Raw genomic sequence first — 17,190 nt, 5'->3', positions numbered from 1 at the left:
TATTGTAAGCGAAATTAATGAGGTGAAAAACTTTTGGATAATAGGGAGCTACTGGCAAGACTAATAAAATGTGAAGCTGGTGGGGAAGGTGACAACGGAATGAAGGCAGTTGCCACTGTTGTAATGAATAGGGTAAGGGTCCCTAGCGGCGAATATCAGAAAATAGGTCAAGGTGATGTAAGAAAAATAGTCTACCAAAAGGGCCAGTTTGATTGTACCCGTCCAGTACTAGGTGGAGTAGCTAATCCTCAGACTCTTTGGGCTAATCCGCCAGAGCAAATACATTACGATATAGCCGATTGGGCATTAGCAGGCAATAGACTATTCACAATTGGTTATTCATTATGGTACTTTAATCCATATGCCCCTTGTCCTTACCTTTTTCCGTATAATGGAAATGGAACTTATCAGATAAAGGTCGCAAACCATTGTTTCTATAATCCTACAGCAAGTTATTTTCAAACCTAAAAATAGTTACTTTGAAGTCTACAAATAAATTATGGAGGTAATTTTATGTTTCCACAATGCTACTTAAACTACATGAATGCTTGCCAGAGAGTTATGCCAGTAATGCCTGGTACATTTCCTAGTTCATTCCCTGGAATGATGCAGATGCCTAGCCCTGGATCAGTTCCAATGCAGGTCCCTGTTCCAATGTCTATGCCAATGCAAACTCCAGTAGGAGTTCCTAGTATGAGTCAAGGAGGAGAAAGTATGATGGATGGAATGATACAAGGTACTGGAATGGGTGGTAACATGGTGCCTGGTGGAGCTGGTCAAGGAATGGTTCCTGGTTCTGGAACTGGAGTATTACCATCTCAGATTCCTTTAATGACATCACCATTTGAAACTGCACCTGGATCACCTACCGATTTAGATGTTGAATACACTCAAGGATTCTTAAGAACTCAAATAGGAAAGAGAGTAAGAGTATCATTCCTTCTTGGAACTAGCACAATTCAAGACCGTGAAGGTACGCTAGAACGTGTAGGTATAAGTTATATTATTTTAAGAGAAACTCAAACTGGCAACTTAACTCTTTGTGATATCTATTCAATTAAATTTGTGTATATAATTCAACCGTAATTATTAAGACATTCATACCACTTAATATTCATTTTATAGATATAAAGTCTTCAATTAATAATCATTAAAGCCCCATCCACCGTTGTTCTTTTAAAAAAGGCGCCAGTCTATTGTCGAGTTTTATCTTTAAGTATAAAATCCGACAATAGACTGGCACCTAACTCTCTTTATCATACATAAAACTAATTGATGCATTTAAAAACCTCTTATGTTCAGAAATCTCATCACGAATTTCTTTTTGTTTGAAGAAAAGTAAAGATATCGCTTCCCAAAGAAAAATCCATCCACCAATATTAAATCCTTCCAAAAGTGTATTATAGAATATACTCTTTTGCCACTTACTTTCCAGGAAAAAATTTAAGAAAAGAGTAGTAAATGAGATAGCTATATATTGAAATACACACTTATGGGACTTTTTTAAAGAATTTTTCCTCAAGCGTAAATTGAAAGAGTAGTAGTTCTTTAATGCCAAAGTAACCAATTCTTCACTTTTATCATCTCTTAAATCTCCTGCGATGTAAAAACATAAGTCTATCCTATATTTAAGTGGAATATCTAATGAACAATCATGTAAGTATGATTGCACATCATGATTTATATCTCTCTTTGTCAGCGGATAGTTATCTAAATCATTAAATATATCTTTATAACCGCGAATCTTTGTTTTGATTACATAATTCCCAGTTTCTTTATTAATATCATAAATATTTTGCAAATAATTCTTCGTATTCATATATGCTAAGAAATTTGCTTTATCTCCTTAAGAACCTGCTTCTTATCCTCTTTCTTTTCCTCTTCAAAGTTTATCATATCTCTTGCTATAAATAATGGTCTATTCTTACTTTCATCATATATTCTACCTATATATTCGCCTAGAATTCCTAAAGACAAAAGCTGAACTCCACTGAAGAATATTATGCCTACCATCATAAAAACAAAACCTGTCACTGAATGACCTAGCATCGTTGTAACTAATGAATATAGAAGCATTGCAAGAGCTATAAATATAGTCATGCCTCCCAGTTTAGTTACAAACCTTAAAGGCTTTGTTGAAAAAGAAATAATTCCATCTGCTGCAAGCTTCAACATCTTTTTTAGAGGATATTTTGTCTCCCCTGCAAACCTTTCCTCTCGCTCATATTCGACATAGGTTTGATTGAAGCCAACCCAGCTTACCATACCTCTTACAAATCTATTTTTTTCAGGCATAGCTTTAAATACTTCTACTACTTTTTTATCCATCAATCTAAAATCACCTGTATCTCTCGGAATTGCAATTTCAGACATACATGATAAAAATTTATAATAACATTTAGCAGTTAAGAGCTTAAAGTAGGTTTCTCCATTTCTCTTTTTTCTCTTAGCATATACTACATCGAATCCCTGCTTCCATCTACTAACCATTTCTAATATAAGTTCGGGAGGATCTTGAAGGTCCGCATCTATAATAACTACAGCATCCCCCTTTGAATTAAATACTCCTGCTGTAACAGCTGTTTGATGCCCAAAATTTCTTGCAAAATCTATAATTTTTACTTTATCATCATTTAATGCTATTCTTTTCAGTATTTCTAAGGTTCTATCCTTGCTTCCATCATTTATAAATATCAGCTCATATTTTAACTCACTACTATCCATTACCTTTTTCAGTCTTCTATAACATTCATCCGCTACTTCTTCTTCGTAGTACATAGGTACAACAACAGAAATTAAATTCTTAGATTCCATAAAGCTCCTCCTGTCCAAAAGCCTAAAACTTATTTATGTATTTTTCTGACCAATAATATAATTCCAGTGTTAAGTCAAGATTATTCATTTTTTCTTAAAATATAGACAGAATCATTGCTTGATAAAACTTTAAGATTATTATCCTTTACAACACTTTCAAATTCACTTCTATTAGGAATTATTATAATTGACTTCTTCTTATCATTTAAGAATCCATAAAATCCTCCGTCTTGAGGTACCAAATCCCAGTAAAGTTCAGCGGATAATAAATCGCTCTGCTGCCAATCTTTCAATTCACTTATCGGACCGACATTTATATCTGCAATTGCCCCGTAATAGATATATGTGTCCGTTCCTCTAATATCCTCAGACACCTGATTATTATTAAAGGTCACTCTGGTGCTATCATCCTTAAACCTTGCTATATGTTCAATTATTGCCGGTTCATAGGCAGCTAACCCTACGATTAGATTAATAATTACTAGCAGCTGCGCTACTTCATTTCTCCATAAACCTCTTAATAGAATTTCACTAAGACTTCCAATGAATATAGCTATTGGAATATAAACAGGCAGTATGTACCAACCTATTTTAGTACTTGCTTTTGTGTAGGCCAATAAAGGAATTAGAATCCATAATATTAAGCCTAGTGCATACTCTTTTCCCAGTAAATTGTAATTTCCACTATGTATTAATGGCTGTTCTTCTAAAGAATCAGACAACTTAGTTTTAATTGTCTTATCTTTCCTATTTCTTAATACTTTTCTTTCTATGCAATCAGTTACCTTATTTTTAGCATTATAAAACCTATGCCTATATTTTAAATAAGCACATAGCATTAGATAAGCAATTATACAAATACCAAGTAGTCCAAGCCATGCAGAGTAAAAGGAGCTTAAAGTAATAAAGTAATACCATTTATCACCTACGTGGCCTTCTAAAGTTCGTGAAGATCTTGCTAAAAGATCATAACTTATCATCATTCTAAAAAACTCAAAGCCATCCTTTACATATCTTGAAACTCCCCAAGACAATATGGGTAAAAATGCACTTGCAATAAACAGTATCCATTCTTTTAATTTTAATTTGAATATAATCTTAGTAAAGGATAAGTAAAGAAATCCTATTACAGCTATGTTAAATGCATGCCAGCTTTTAGTTAAAAATGCAAAGGAAAACCCAAGCCCTGCAAGGTATAAAAATCTTATATTTTTTTGAACTAAAATCATAGATATCATTGCAATAGTAAAAAATAATACAAATAATGCATCTGCATCTCCCGTCCTTGCACTATGAATAACGATATATTTAGGAGATGTAGTCAAAACTAATAAGCATACTAAAGAACCTATTGGACCATGCTTATACTTAACAAGAAGTGCTGAAACTAGTATAGTTAAGAATGCTGCTAATGCAGAAAATAGTCTTAACCCAAGAGGATTAAAACCTACCATCTTATATCCAAGCATAATTGCCCAAAAACTCACAGGAGGCTTTAAGTTCCAATAGTCATTTTTATAGCCATAGGTATTTACTATATATTCATTTTTTTTAAGCATTTCATAAGCACTTACCCCATGTCTCGCCTCATCCCAACTATATATCGGGGTTTCTTTTAGGTAGTAAAAAAGATTGAATAACGTTATTGAAAGTATAAGTGCCAAAAATATATAATAATTTCTTTCTATGAAGTCTAAGGCTTTATCTAAGATGCTTACTGCAGATTCTCTCATTACCGTACCTCTCTCCCACGTATTAACCCAGTTGTTATTTTGTTCATTTACATGGAAATATATTCATAAAAAAAACGCCGTACACAATCCCGTGTACGGCTAATCCATCAGTAATCAATATGTTATCTATATAAACAAATTCTAATTATGTCGCTATATTTTAGTAGTTTCCTTGTGCATGCATAGCTTCAGCAACTTTTACGAAACCAGCAATGTTAGCACCAGCAACTAAGTTATATCCAAAGCCAAAGTTTTCAGAAGCTGACTTACAGTTATTGTAGATATTAACCATGATTTGATGTAATTTAGCATCTACTTCTTCTGCAGTCCAAGCTATTCTTCCACTGTTTTGTGCCATTTCTAGAGCAGATGTAGCAACTCCACCAGCATTAGCAGCTTTTGAAGGTCCAACTATTACGCCTTTTTCTAAGAAGTATTCAACTGCTTCATTTGTACATGGCATATTAGCAGCTTCACAAACGAATTTAACTCCGTTTTCAACTATTTTCTTAGCTTCTTCTATTTTAATATCATTTTGAATAGCACATGGAATTATGATATCAGCTTTAACTCCAAATGGTTTTTCTCCTGGGAAGAATTGTACACCATATTTATCAGCATAATCTTTAATTCTTGCACCTTTGTTTATTGTTAACATTTCAACCATGTAATCTATCTTTTCTCCAGTTACTCCTTCTGGATCATAAATGTATCCATCTGGGCCTGAAAGTGTTACAACTTTTCCTCCTAATTCACTAACTTTCTTACAAACTCCCCAAGCAACGTTACCAAATCCTGATACTACAACTGTTTTACCAGTAAAATCTGTTCCTTCATGATTTAACATTTCATTACAGAAGTAACTTACTCCAAATCCAGTAGCTTCTGGTCTTACTAAGCTTCCACCATAAGTTAAACCTTTACCAGTAAGAACTCCGTTTTCGAAAGCTCCTTTAATTCTTCTATATTGACCATAAAGGTATCCGATTTCTCTTCCACCAACACCTAAGTCTCCAGCTGGAACGTCTACATCTGGTCCAATATGTCTGTAAAGCTCAGTCATGAAGCTTTGGCAGAATCTCATGATTTCATTGTCTGATTTTCCTCTTGGATCGAAGTCAGCTCCACCTTTACCTCCGCCTATTGGAAGACCAGTTAATGAGTTCTTTAATATTTGCTCAAATCCTAAGAATTTAACAATTCCTATATAAACTGATGGATGGAATCTTAATCCTCCCTTGTAAGGTCCTATAGCTCCGTTAAATTGTACTCTGAATCCACGGTTAACTTGTAATTTTCCTGCATCGTCAACCCATGAAACTCTAAAAGATATTTGTCTTTCTGGCTCACAGAATCTCTCTAAAAGATTTTCTTCTATGTATTCAGGATGTTTTTCAAATACTGGACCTAATGATCCTAAAACTTCTTCAACTGTTTGTAAAAATTCTGGCTCGTTACCATTTCTCTTCTTAACGTTTTCAATTACCTCTTTGATGTAAGTTGATGCATTTACATTTGTCATATTCTTTACCTCCATATATGAATTTATTTTGTCGTTTGATTTTAAATATTGAATCTTTAAATTCCTGATACTATATATATTCTATAACCCATGCAATATTCCTCTTCTTTTTTTATAATATTTTTTAGATTCTTAATTAATAATTTATCAAACAATTTATAATTTAGTTAACTTTTTATTCATAAATATGGTCTATGTGAATGTTTTCATAAAATAAATCTAATTTTCCCGTGATCAATATCACAACTTTCACTAATAATACCTAACTAAACTATTTTTTACAAATAATTCATTTAATCACCTTTCATTCGATGTATAATTCTGAATATTTTTTATGTTAAATAAATAACACTGTTCACAATTTGTTAACATTTATCGAAAAAAATCTTTAAATTCCTATAACATTCATCAAAGTTAAAACATATTATGATAAGTGGATATCACTTAATAAAAAGGAGAATTCAATGCTATCTGATAAGGATTATATACAACATTCTCTTGAAACAAATTTATTTTTCCTTAGAATCGCTAAGGAGCATGCTATTTTTGCAGCAGCTTCATTACCTCCAAGGGATTTGGCGATATCTCGTCAGTTAGTTGCAATGAAAAACAGCTTCGAAAAACTTCTCTCTAGAGCCGTTATGTTATCCAATGGATTAATAAGTAAGGAAGCTCTGTTATCTGGAGAATTTGTAACAAATCTCACACTTGCAGCTGAAAAAGAAACTCAGTTTTTGACCGGAATACCTATAGATTCTAACATCACAGAAAAAGAATTAAAGTTAAATGCTAATATGCAGCCTGGGCAAAAACAACAATTACTTAAAGAAATATCTGCATTAAATAAAGCTGTTATGGTTGGAACAAATTCAGCTATAGCATTTCTATCTAATCTTTATAAAAGTATTTCAAGTTGCAAATCATTTAGTTACGTATACCCTACAATGCTCGAACACGTAATTCATGAAAGCAAGTTCTTTCTTATGATCTTTACAAGACTTGAAAACAGAGGCGATATAGACACTATAAAAGATATTATAGAGCAGGAAATCTTTTGGAATGAAATCATGGAAGAGCACGCAGAGTTTATAAGAGGGTATCTTGACCCATCGGAAAAACAACTCTTTGAAAAGGCTAATGAATTTGCTAAGGAATTTGAAGGACTTCAAAAAGAAACAAACAATTTAGTAAAACAACCTACTAAATTGCCAGAGGTTACAAAGAAAAATCTAAATGCAGTTACAAATTTAAGAAACTTTAAAAAACAAGGTACCGAAGGTATTATATCCTGCAAGATAAAGGGAGTTATACCACCGCTACTTGCAGATCATGTTACTAGAGAGGCTAATCACTATTTGAGATTACTTAGAGATTATAGTACTATTCATAATGTATAATCGTAATTTAAGAGAGCTAAAAAGCTCTCTTTTCCTATATTATTCTTCGTCGTAAAAGTCTAGATAAGAATGCTTTTCTCCATCCTTCTGCCATCCTAAAATAGAATCCATGTTTACATTTTGAGCTGCTTGGAAAACAGATTTTTCTACATCTTTAAAGTTTTTCTTTAATTCAACAAGTAAATCCTTAATTTCGTAACGCTTGTTTCCTATTTTCTCTGCTGCAACCATACATGCACAGTTTAATGGCCAAATACCAGCATTCTGTGTAAAACGTTGAATAGATTGTTCTTCAATGTAATATAGAGGACGAATTAACTCTAATCCTGAAAAATTTGATGATTTTAGTTTTGGTAGCATTGTTTTAAAGTTTCCGGAATATAAAACATTTAATAAGGTTGTTTCAATAACATCATTAAAATGATGTCCTAGTGCAAGCTTATTGCATCCTAATTCCTGTGCTTTTGAATATAATGATCCTCTACGCATTTTTGCACACATGTAGCAAGGGTAATCCTTTGCTATACGATCCACTACCTCAAAAATACCAGATTCAAATATGTGAATAGGAATATTTAAGTATTCACAGTTATCTATTAGTAGTTTTTTAATATCCGGATGATAGCCTGGGTCCATGGCAATAAATTCTAATTCAAAATTCATCTGCCTGTGACGGTGTAGCTCTTGGAATAGCTTAGACATTAATAAACTGTCTTTACCTCCAGAAACGGCAACCGCAATTTTATCCCCTTCTTCTACTAATTTATAATCCTTTATTGCTTTAATAAATTTTGACCATATTCGTTTCTTATATGTTGTAGTAATACTACGTTCTATTTCTTCTAGTGGTTTTCTTTCATTAAATGGAACTAGTACCTCGCAACCACTTCCTGCAATATCACTCATTTGTAACACCTCACTTTTTTACCACATCATTATATCATTTTTATGTGATCTTGTCTTTAGACACAAATATCCAATACACATTCTAACTATTTAGATTAGATAACTGTATTTGTAATTTCAAAGTCTATTTTGTGAACTTCGAAATGTATTCAATCTAATATATTTTTAAAAATTAAAAACCCTATAAGATTAATCTTATAGGGTAAAAGTATTCAAAATATTATCTTCTGAATCCTCTGTTGTTGTTGTTTTGTTGCTTCTTTGCTCTTCTGCAATCAGCACATCTTTGTGGTTCGTTTTCGAATCCTTTTTCTTTGTAGAAAGCTTGCTCTCCCTCAGTAAATACGAATTCTTTTCCACAGTCTTTACAAACTAAAGTTTTATCCATTTCAATATTCCTCCTTTTTGAAAATTAAGATTTAAAACTGACAACTAATTCTCAAAACGAGGAAACGTTGTTCACCATTATTAAATCTCCCGCTAACGATTCGTTGAACCGTTGCTACTTGATTATAATATCATGTTATTCTATATTAAGCAATAGCTAAATAGAATAATTTTTTAAATTTTTGAAAATTTATTTCTAAAATGTAAAATAACATTTTATTTTGAAAGTAAATTTGCTTATTATTCTCTATTTAACTGAATTTTTGGCTTTACTTATTATAAGCCCTTTGAACTCTAACTGCTTTTCCTTTTATAGTTGAGGTCTTAAGCATATCTAACACTTTCTTTCCCTTTCCATCCAATATATCAACATAAGAAACATTATCTTGGATGTCTATTATTCCAATATCGTCAGCAGTTACACCCTCAATGCTAGTAATGGCACCAACTATGTCTCCTGGTCTCATTTTCTTCTTTTTCCCAGCATTTATGTAAATTTTCATAATACCTTTATTTAAATTAGCACTCTTATCAGTTTTTAATTTCGGCTTAACTTTGATTTTCTCTTCAAATAATTTTCTTCCTTCTTCCACCTCTTCGTTTGAAGGCATTTCTGACTTTTGTATCTTATATCCAACATACTCTTCAATATCATTTAAAAATCTATTTTCATAAGGAGTTACAAAGGTTATTGCTACTCCTTCACTACCTGCACGCCCTGTTCTTCCTATTCTATGAACATAGCTTTCATTTTCTAATGGAATATCATAATTTATTACATGAGTTATATCCTCTACATCAATTCCTCTAGCTGCAACATCTGTAGCTACCAAGAAACTAAATTCTCCTCTTTTGAAGGCTTTAATAGTATCCATTCTATCCTTTTGAAGCATTCCACCATGTAAACCACTTGCAGAGTAACCCCTGTTCTTCATCTTTTGAGCTAAAGTTCCTACATTGTCTTTTGTTCTGCAAAATAGAATGCAGCTGTCTGGTCTTTCTGTGTATATTACTTTATTTAGTAGATTAAATTTCTTATCTTCTTCTATTTCATAATATACCTGCCTAATTTTCTCCCTGGTAACATTCTTAGATTGGATTTCTATTTTAGTAGGGTTATTCATATACTTACGAGATAACTCTTCTATTTGTTCTGGCATAGTTGCTGAAAACAGCATTGTAATCCTATCCTTTGGAAGTTTATTTATTATAGCTTCAACTTGATCGATGAAACCCATATTCAGCATTTCATCTGCTTCATCTAGAATTAGGTATTTAATCTCATCTAATTCCATGCTTCCTCTTTCTATATGATCTAAGGTTCTTCCTGGTGTACCTACTATAACATGAACTCTTTGTTTTAGCTCTCTAACCTGCATATCGAAAGGTTGTTTGCCAAAGATAGCTGCTGATCTTATCTTTTTGAATCTTCCAAGGTTGGTTATATCCTCTTTTACTTGTATTGCTAACTCTCTAGTTGGGGTAAGCACTAGTGCTTGTGCTTTTCTTTGTTCTACATTCATTTTTTGACAAAGAGGAATACCAAAAGCTGCAGTCTTTCCACTTCCAGTTTGCGATTTTACTATTATATCTCTGTCCTCAAGCGCCAAAGGTAAAACCTCTTGCTGCACTTCTGATGGTTTTTTATAGCCTAATAGGTCTATAGCTTTTAGTATTTCTTCATCTATTTTAAAACTTTTAAATTCTGAATTTGTCATTTTTATTTCTCCTTTTATATATAGTTTATCCAATTTTTTTAAACTAACTCCACTAAAACAAAAGGACTAAGCTAACTGCTTAATCCTTAACTATAAATATTTTATATTTATTTTACAGCCTTTAATTTCGCTATTTCATTCCAATTACTACTAGTTATAATTTCAACATTAGTTAAATCTTTTTTTATAGCTTCAACATCACCTTTGATATGAGTTATATCATTAGCCATTTTATCATGTTCTACCTTGTTAACTTCCGCTTTATGTTCAAGTGCTTTAACTATTTGGTAAGTTTCATCAAGCTTAGTTTTTATCGGTTCAAGCTTTTCATCTAGTAAATTACTTAGTGCTTGTAATAATTCTTTATCCATTCATCTCACCACCTGAAAACTATTATATCACATCTTAAAACTTAATATATATATCTTAATAAAATTTCCAGAAATCAGTCACAAATTTTCATTTTTAAAATATCTTAATATTAGCACTCAAAACGAAAGGCTGGTGTTGTTTATGAAAGTAATAATTATCGGTGGAGGTTGGTCTGGATGTGCCGCAGCTATTACAGCTAAGAAAGCGGGCGCCGACGTGGCCTTATATGAAAAAACAGATTTATTATTAGGTCTTGGAAATGTAGGAGGAATATTTAGAAACAATGGAAGATATACTGCTGCAGAAGAAATAATAAACTTAGGCGCTGGAGACTTAATTCACATAATGGATACCAATGCAAGACATAAAAACATACACTTTCCTGAGCACAACCACGCATCACTTTACGATGTAAGTAAGGTTGAGCCTGATGTAAGAAAGTATCTATCTAATTTAGGAATAGAAATAAATCTAATAGCTAGAGTTGCTACAGTAGAAATGAATAATAAAAGAATAAAAGCTATAAAACTTCAAGACGGAACTTTAGTTGAAGGAGACGTATTTATAGATGCTACAGGCTCTACAGGTGCCATGGATAACTGTTCAAAATACGGCAATGGCTGTGTAATGTGTATTCTAAGATGTCCTACCTTTGGCTCTAGAGTCAGCATTAGTGCTAAAGCAGGCGTAGAGGATTTAAATTCAGAACGAGTTAATGGAACTCCTGGAGCTTTTAGTGGGTCCTGTGAGATTCCAAAGGATAGCTTATCAGATGAATTAATAAAAGAATTAGATGAGAAAGGATCTGCAGTTCTAAAAATTCCCGCTGAGGATGTTAACCCAGATAAATTAAATATTAAAGTTTGTCAGCAGTATGCACTAGAACAGTTTGCAGAAAATTTAGTATTACTTGATACTGGTCATATCAAATTAATGAGTCCTTTCTATCCTATCGATAAGCTTAGAAAAATTCCTGGGCTTGAGAAAGTTAGATTTATGGATCCTTATTCTGGCGGAAAAGGTAATTCTATAAGATACTTGGCTGCAGCACCTAGAACCAATGACTTAAAAGTAATCGGAGTAGATAATTTATTCTGTGCAGGCGAAAAGTCAGGTTTCTTTATTGGCCATACTGAAGCTATTTGTACAGGATCTTTAGCTGGCCACAACGCAGTAAGGTTTGGAGTTAATATTCCTTTATTAGTTTTGCCTGATAAGACGACTATAGGTGACCTAATTTCTTATTCTAACTACAGACTAACTACCCCAAACGGTAAAAAGATAAGGCATACTTTTTCTGGGGCAGAGTATTTTGAGAGAATGAAAAAATTAGAATTATATTCTACTGATAAGGTTGAAATAAAAAGAAGAATTGAAGACCTGGGATTAACTGGTGTATTAGATAAGAAGTTAATATAAATTCAAAAACATAAGGGGTCATCTCAAAATACATATATCTATTTTGAGGAGCCCCTTATCAGTGTATCATTTGAATTGCCTTTCCTTTAAAGATATCATAGAAAACCCTACTTCCAGATTCCATCCAGTATTATCATATCTTTATAACTATAAACATTACTTTCTTATATCACTATTATTTTTTTATAAAACCTAGTATTTCTTTTTCCACTTTCTCTACATCTGGAACATAGCTTTTTAAAACCTTCATATTTCCCCGTAAAGTATACTTACCCAGCGCAGCAGGAATTAAAACACTATCCCCCTTACTTAGTTTTTCAATTCCCCCTATATAAGCTATCTCTCCATTTCCATCTACCACTGTGAAAACAAAGAATCTTTCCTCATCACTTCTCTCTTCTACTTTTGTTCTAACATCATACATCTCCAAGGAGAAATTCTTACATAAGCATAAATAGGTTTTATCAAAACCGTCATTTTCTATTTTGATTCCTTTACTTTTTTCTCCTTTTAAACTTAAATCTACTACATCTAGCGCCTTTTCTATATGAAGCTCTCTGTCTCTTCCATAATCATATACTCTGTAAGTAGTATCGCTATTTTGCTGAATTTCAGCAATAATAACTCCTTCACCTATGGCGTGTATTAATCCACTCTTTACAAAGTATACATCACCTTTTTTCGCATTAACCTTATTCATATATTGCTCAAGATTTCCAGCTTCTATAGCCTTCTTGAATGGTTCTTTTGTACATCCTTCCTTTGTCCCAACAATTAGGTTAGCTCCTTCGAAGGCCTCTATTACATACCATACCTCTGTCTTTCCCATTTCCCCTTCAACTTCTCTCCCATATTTATCATCTGGATGCACTTGGACAGATAAACTTTCTTTTGCGTTAATAAGCTTAGTTAAAAGGGGAAACCATTCCTTAGAGATTTTTGTTCCAATAAGTTCACTACCTTTTTCTCTTATCAAATCATCTAATCTTTCACCTTTGAATTCTCCGTTTGCAACGATACTCATTCCATTTTTGTGACAAGCTACGTCCCAGCTTTCACCTATATTTCCCTCTGGAAGATTATCTCTAAATAATTCTAAATCTCTGCCTCCCCATATTTTTTCGAAGTATAAGTTTTCAAATTTCATAGGATACATAAAAACTCCTCCTAAATGCTACATTTTTAACTTATCCTATAATAATTATATTAAGGTTGTTTTAACTTCTTTCCTCTTAACTTTAACTTCAAACTCTTTAGAATTATTAAGTTAAATCTCTCTTTCCTTCTTCTAATTCAATTTACTTATTGCCACGCTTCCATAATTAATACACCATTTATACCATATATTTCATTTACTGTACTTAAATTAAACCGAGTTAGAAATATCATTACGAACTTAAATTTCACTAAATGTTATTCACACAGTAAGCAGCGCTATAGTGTTATAAGAACATTGACAAACGTACATACTAAGTATAAAATTAGATGAGTTTTTACCAACATTAAACCTAAAGGAGATAAATATGGAAACATCATTTGATATATTAGGATTAAACACAAATTTAATAGAAGGATTAAAAAAAGAAGGCATAAATGAGCCTACAGATATTCAAGTTAAAATAGTGCCTTTAGCCCTTGAAAATAAAGATGTCATAGGTCAATCTCAGACAGGTAGCGGAAAGACCTTAGCTTATCTATTACCTATATTCGAAAAAATAGATAGTAGCAAAAGAGAAATGCAGGCTATTATACTTGCCCCTACTCATGAACTAGTTATGCAAATAGATAGTGAAATAAAACTTCTATCAGAGAACTCTGGAATACCAATTACCTCTACTCCTATAATAGGAGAAGTTAATGTGAAGAGACAAGTTGAGAAACTGAAGGAAAAACCTCATATAATAGTAGGGTCAACCGGAAGAATATTCGAACTGATAAAAATGAAGAAGATAAGTGCACATACAATTAAAACTATTGTCATAGATGAAGGTGATAGATTACTAGACCAAAATAATTTATCTAAAGTTAAGGATGTCATAAAAACTACCATGAGAGATAGACAACTAATGTTATTTTCAGCTACCATTAGTCAAGAGACATTAAATGTGGCAAAAAGCTTAATGAAAGAGCCAGAAATTATAAAAGTTGAGGAAAAGACTTTAGTTAACCCAGATATCGAGCATCTATACATAGTTACAGAACAAAGGGATAAAATTGAATTTCTAAGGAAATTAGTAGCTGCTGAAAATCCAGAAAGAGCTATTGTATTTATCAATAAAAGCGAGGAAACTCAACTAACTACTCTGAAGCTTCAATACCATCACCTTGAGGCTTATGGAATATTTGGTACAGCAACAAAGGAAGAACGTAAAAAGGCTATGGAAGGATTTAGAAGCGGAAAGATCCAACTTTTGGTAGCTTCTGATGTAGCAGCAAGAGGGCTTGACGTAAAAGATGTAACTCACATATTTAATTTAGATTTACCTCAAGATTCAAAGGATTATCTACACAGAGTTGGTAGAACCGGAAGAGCAGGAAAGCCTGGTACAGCCATTTCAATAGTTACAGAAAAAGAAGTAGCTACGATTAGAAGATATGAGAGAGATTTTAATATAAAAATTCAAGAAATAGATGTATATAAAGGCACTATAGTAGAACCTAAAAAAAGTATGCCTAATGTGAAGCGTGACACTGATAAAGTTTCTAAATCTAAAATAAAAGAATAATTCTAAAAAACAACATTATATCTATGGCATCTGACTTTGTGGTTAGGTGCCTTTTTTGATATCATTACCGCCTGTATAAAAGCTAAAAGATCACATTAAGTTTTAACTTAACGTGATCTTTTAGCTTTAGTAATGCTAACTTTCTACAAATTCAATTATTCCTTCTCCAAGCTTAGAAACACGAGCTAATGAATATACATCGTACCCATTGTCATCTAAAATCTTACGTCCAGGTTGGAATGATTTTTCAATAACGATTCCTATTCCAGCAACTTTAGCTCCGGCTTCCTCTATTAAACGAGCTGCTCCTAATGCAGCTTCACCATTTGCTAAAAAATCATCTATAACTAATATACGATCCTTTGATGTTATATACTTCTTTGATAAAGTTAACTCATAATCTAAAGCCTTTGTATATGAATGCACAGTTGTTTGATAAACATCATCATTCAAAATTTTTGATGTTCTTTTCTTTAGTATTACCATTGGCAAATTCATTTGCATTGCAGTCATTACAGCTGGAGCAATTCCAGAGCTTTCGATTGTAAATACTTTTGTAATTCCATGTTCTTTAAAATAATTCTTGAAATAGGTTCCCATTTCATACATTAAATTTGGATCGACCTGATGATTTAAAAAAGAATCAACCTTTAACACATTTTCTGATACTGCATGTCCATATTCTAAAATATACTTATGCAACATTTTCATTTATCTCACCTACTCCACAAGTTTTTTTGTTTTCCTCTTTTAATATCAAATTTAATACTAATGCTACAATTGTCCCTGTTGAAATTCCAGATGAAAAAATCATTTTTATACCTTCTGGAAGCTGACTAATGAACTCTGGACGGAATGTAACTCCTAATCCTAGACCAATTGATGTAGCAATTATTAATAGATTACGATTGTTTATCTTTACACGGCTTAAAGTTTCAATTCCAGCTGCTGCTACCGTCCCAAACATAACAATTCCTACACCACCAAGTACTGGCTGTGGCATTATATTGATCAATGCTGCAAATTTAGGGAATAATCCCAAAATAACTAGCAGCACTCCCGCCATCATTGTTACATAACGACTTGCAACCTTTGTTAATGGTATTAATCCAATATTTTGGCTAAAAGATGTATTAGGTAATGCCCCAAAGAAACCTGCTAACATACTTCCAACACCATCTGATAAAACACCTGCACCAATACGTTTTTCATCTGATTCCATTCCTGAAACCTCATTAATAGCCTTTAAGCATCCCACTGTTCCAATAATTGTAACAAAATAGGCCGGTATAAATGGCAGAACAACTTTTAAACTTAAATTTATACCATGTCCAAAAATTTTAGGAAATGACAGCCAACTAGCTTGACTAACAGATGAAAAATCAACCATTCCTAGAGGTATACAAATTATATATCCAATAACCATTCCAATTAAAATTGAGGCACTACTTACTAAGCCTTTTCCATAATGATTTAATAATAACGTAACTATCATTATTACTAAAGCTATAGCTATATTTTTCAAACTTCCATAATTAGGACTTCCAACACCACCTGCTGCCCAATCTATTGATACTGGTAGCAATGTTAGTCCAATTAGAGCTACTACTGTCCCTGTTACAATAGGAGGAAATAATTTCATTAGCGGTTTAACAAAAAAACTTAAAATAATTACAATAAATGAACCTAAGATTGTTGCTCCAAAAATTCCTGGTAATCCAAATTTTGATCCGACTACTATTGCTGGTGCCACAAATGTAAAGTCAGTACCCATAACACATGCAACACGTGCTCCAACTGAGCCAACTCCTCTGGATTGAATAAAAGTAGCAACTCCCGCCATTAAAATTGCACTACTAATTAGTGCTGTTGATGTTTTTGCATCGAATCCTAATGCCGCTGAGATTACGATTGGAACAACGATAATTCCACCAAATGCAGCAAAGATATGTTGTAATCCAAGTAGGATTTGTGTTAACATTTTCGGCTTATCGTTAACTCCATAAACTAACTGAATATCAGTCTGATTATTTTTCATTCTTTCCATCTCCCTCTATGTTTAAAAATTTTAAATTCATCATACACAGAGCATCGTAGAGGACTGATACAGTATTTTAACTGTAAATAAAAAACACCTCAATATAAATTGAGGTGTTGAGTTCAAGATAAATAGATATAAACTCAATTCTTAGCCTT

At 32.6% G+C, this 17,190-nt stretch carries 16 protein-coding genes; 5 read left to right on the top strand and 11 right to left on the bottom strand.

Translation table 11 applies throughout. From position 1 onward, the window contains the following. Positions 1-33 precede the first annotated feature (33 nt). A complete protein-coding gene (locus tag AC0N0V_RS01455; RefSeq protein WP_474461781.1) occupies positions 34-468 on the top strand; it encodes a cell wall hydrolase in 435 nt (144 codons plus the stop codon). Positions 469-513: 45 nt separating this feature from the next. Beyond that, on the top strand, positions 514-1,086 hold the full coding sequence (locus tag AC0N0V_RS01450; protein ID WP_474461779.1) for a hypothetical protein: 573 nt from the start codon (positions 514-516) through the stop codon (positions 1,084-1,086). A gap of 157 nt (positions 1,087-1,243) precedes the next feature. Here AC0N0V_RS01450 and AC0N0V_RS01445 read toward each other — a convergent pair whose 3' ends face one another. The 4 genes from AC0N0V_RS01445 to gdhA all read right to left on the bottom strand — a co-directional run bounded on the left by AC0N0V_RS01445 (position 1,244) and on the right by gdhA (position 6,069). Beyond that, on the bottom strand, positions 1,244-1,819 hold the full coding sequence (locus AC0N0V_RS01445) for a hypothetical protein (protein ID WP_474461778.1): 576 nt from the start codon (positions 1,817-1,819) through the stop codon (positions 1,244-1,246). A gap of 5 nt (positions 1,820-1,824) precedes the next feature. Continuing rightward, entirely contained in the window at positions 1,825-2,814 is a 990-nt protein-coding gene (locus AC0N0V_RS01440) for a glycosyltransferase family 2 protein (protein ID WP_474461777.1), read from the bottom strand. A gap of 80 nt (positions 2,815-2,894) precedes the next feature. After that, a complete protein-coding gene (locus AC0N0V_RS01435) occupies positions 2,895-4,547 on the bottom strand; it encodes an ArnT family glycosyltransferase (RefSeq protein ID WP_474461775.1) in 1,653 nt (550 codons plus the stop codon). Positions 4,548-4,707: 160 nt separating this feature from the next. Further along, positions 4,708-6,069, bottom strand: coding sequence for an NADP-specific glutamate dehydrogenase (gene gdhA, locus AC0N0V_RS01430; RefSeq protein ID WP_474461774.1), 1,362 nt, complete (start codon positions 6,067-6,069; stop codon positions 4,708-4,710). A gap of 464 nt (positions 6,070-6,533) precedes the next feature. Here gdhA and AC0N0V_RS01425 point away from each other — a divergent pair, with 464 nt between their 5' ends. Continuing rightward, positions 6,534-7,466, top strand: a complete 933-nt coding sequence (locus AC0N0V_RS01425; RefSeq protein ID WP_474461773.1) for a DUF2935 domain-containing protein — start codon at positions 6,534-6,536, stop codon at positions 7,464-7,466. Positions 7,467-7,505: 39 nt separating this feature from the next. Here AC0N0V_RS01425 and AC0N0V_RS01420 read toward each other — a convergent pair whose 3' ends face one another. The 4 genes from AC0N0V_RS01420 to AC0N0V_RS01405 form a co-directional block, all read right to left on the bottom strand. Continuing rightward, positions 7,506-8,372 (bottom strand): tRNA 2-thiocytidine biosynthesis TtcA family protein, encoded by an 867-nt coding sequence (locus AC0N0V_RS01420; protein WP_474461772.1) that lies wholly within the window; start codon positions 8,370-8,372, stop codon positions 7,506-7,508. Between the two features lie 220 nt (positions 8,373-8,592). Next, positions 8,593-8,760, bottom strand: a complete 168-nt coding sequence (locus tag AC0N0V_RS01415) for a zinc-ribbon domain-containing protein (protein ID WP_474461770.1) — start codon at positions 8,758-8,760, stop codon at positions 8,593-8,595. A 268-nt stretch (positions 8,761-9,028) separates the two neighbouring features. Beyond that, positions 9,029-10,477: a DEAD/DEAH box helicase gene (locus tag AC0N0V_RS01410; protein WP_474461769.1), complete on the bottom strand. Its 1,449-nt coding sequence runs from the start codon at positions 10,475-10,477 to the stop codon at positions 9,029-9,031. Positions 10,478-10,584: 107 nt separating this feature from the next. Then, a complete protein-coding gene (locus AC0N0V_RS01405) occupies positions 10,585-10,848 on the bottom strand; it encodes a hypothetical protein (protein ID WP_474461768.1) in 264 nt (87 codons plus the stop codon). 142 nt (positions 10,849-10,990) lie between these two features. Here AC0N0V_RS01405 and AC0N0V_RS01400 point away from each other — a divergent pair, with 142 nt between their 5' ends. Then, complete coding sequence (locus tag AC0N0V_RS01400; protein WP_474461767.1) at positions 10,991-12,268, top strand: FAD-dependent oxidoreductase; 1,278 nt, start codon at positions 10,991-10,993, stop codon at positions 12,266-12,268. 175 nt (positions 12,269-12,443) lie between these two features. Here AC0N0V_RS01400 and AC0N0V_RS01395 read toward each other — a convergent pair whose 3' ends face one another. Beyond that, positions 12,444-13,424, bottom strand: a complete 981-nt coding sequence (locus AC0N0V_RS01395) for a type I phosphomannose isomerase catalytic subunit (protein WP_474461766.1) — start codon at positions 13,422-13,424, stop codon at positions 12,444-12,446. A 367-nt stretch (positions 13,425-13,791) separates the two neighbouring features. Between AC0N0V_RS01395 and AC0N0V_RS01390 the strand changes: the two genes are divergently transcribed. Then, positions 13,792-14,994 (top strand): DEAD/DEAH box helicase, encoded by a 1,203-nt coding sequence (locus AC0N0V_RS01390; RefSeq protein ID WP_474461764.1) that lies wholly within the window; start codon positions 13,792-13,794, stop codon positions 14,992-14,994. A 135-nt stretch (positions 14,995-15,129) separates the two neighbouring features. On the opposite strand, the gene AC0N0V_RS01385 is transcribed toward AC0N0V_RS01390, so the two are convergent. Together AC0N0V_RS01385 and AC0N0V_RS01380 are read right to left on the bottom strand one after the other, a co-directional pair. Then, positions 15,130-15,705 carry a xanthine phosphoribosyltransferase gene (locus AC0N0V_RS01385; protein WP_474461763.1) on the bottom strand — a complete coding sequence of 192 codons (576 nt, stop codon included), beginning with the start codon at positions 15,703-15,705 and terminating at the stop codon, positions 15,130-15,132. Next, positions 15,689-17,032: a nucleobase:cation symporter-2 family protein gene (locus AC0N0V_RS01380; RefSeq protein ID WP_474461761.1), complete on the bottom strand. Its 1,344-nt coding sequence runs from the start codon at positions 17,030-17,032 to the stop codon at positions 15,689-15,691. The genes AC0N0V_RS01385 and AC0N0V_RS01380 overlap by 17 nt, the downstream gene beginning before the upstream one ends. Positions 17,033-17,190: the final 158 nt, after the last annotated feature.

Source organism: Clostridium sp. CS1-1 (assembly GCF_056135525.1).
Note: the sequence above shows the minus strand (reverse complement) of the source record. Positions and strands in the feature narration are given on the sequence as shown.

What these genes read in the sequence shown, in the direction of transcription:
- AC0N0V_RS01410 (WP_474461769.1), bottom strand. Translation starts at nt 10,477, where the DNA reads ATGACAAATTCAGAATTTAAAAGTTTTAAAATAGATGAAGAAATACTA.
- AC0N0V_RS01445 (WP_474461778.1), bottom strand. Translation starts at nt 1,819, where the DNA reads ATGAATACGAAGAATTATTTGCAAAATATTTATGATATTAATAAAGAA.
- AC0N0V_RS01415 (WP_474461770.1), bottom strand. Translation starts at nt 8,760, where the DNA reads ATGGATAAAACTTTAGTTTGTAAAGACTGTGGAAAAGAATTCGTATTT.
- AC0N0V_RS01435 (WP_474461775.1), bottom strand. Translation starts at nt 4,547, where the DNA reads ATGAGAGAATCTGCAGTAAGCATCTTAGATAAAGCCTTAGACTTCATA.
- AC0N0V_RS01395 (WP_474461766.1), bottom strand. Translation starts at nt 13,424, where the DNA reads ATGTATCCTATGAAATTTGAAAACTTATACTTCGAAAAAATATGGGGA.
- AC0N0V_RS01400 (WP_474461767.1), top strand. Translation starts at nt 10,991, where the DNA reads ATGAAAGTAATAATTATCGGTGGAGGTTGGTCTGGATGTGCCGCAGCT.
- gdhA (WP_474461774.1), bottom strand. Translation starts at nt 6,069, where the DNA reads ATGACAAATGTAAATGCATCAACTTACATCAAAGAGGTAATTGAAAAC.
- AC0N0V_RS01425 (WP_474461773.1), top strand. Translation starts at nt 6,534, where the DNA reads ATGCTATCTGATAAGGATTATATACAACATTCTCTTGAAACAAATTTA.
- AC0N0V_RS01385 (WP_474461763.1), bottom strand. Translation starts at nt 15,705, where the DNA reads ATGAAAATGTTGCATAAGTATATTTTAGAATATGGACATGCAGTATCA.
- AC0N0V_RS01390 (WP_474461764.1), top strand. Translation starts at nt 13,792, where the DNA reads ATGGAAACATCATTTGATATATTAGGATTAAACACAAATTTAATAGAA.
- AC0N0V_RS01440 (WP_474461777.1), bottom strand. Translation starts at nt 2,814, where the DNA reads ATGGAATCTAAGAATTTAATTTCTGTTGTTGTACCTATGTACTACGAA.
- AC0N0V_RS01420 (WP_474461772.1), bottom strand. Translation starts at nt 8,372, where the DNA reads ATGAGTGATATTGCAGGAAGTGGTTGCGAGGTACTAGTTCCATTTAAT.
- AC0N0V_RS01450 (WP_474461779.1), top strand. Translation starts at nt 514, where the DNA reads ATGTTTCCACAATGCTACTTAAACTACATGAATGCTTGCCAGAGAGTT.
- AC0N0V_RS01405 (WP_474461768.1), bottom strand. Translation starts at nt 10,848, where the DNA reads ATGGATAAAGAATTATTACAAGCACTAAGTAATTTACTAGATGAAAAG.
- AC0N0V_RS01380 (WP_474461761.1), bottom strand. Translation starts at nt 17,032, where the DNA reads ATGAAAAATAATCAGACTGATATTCAGTTAGTTTATGGAGTTAACGAT.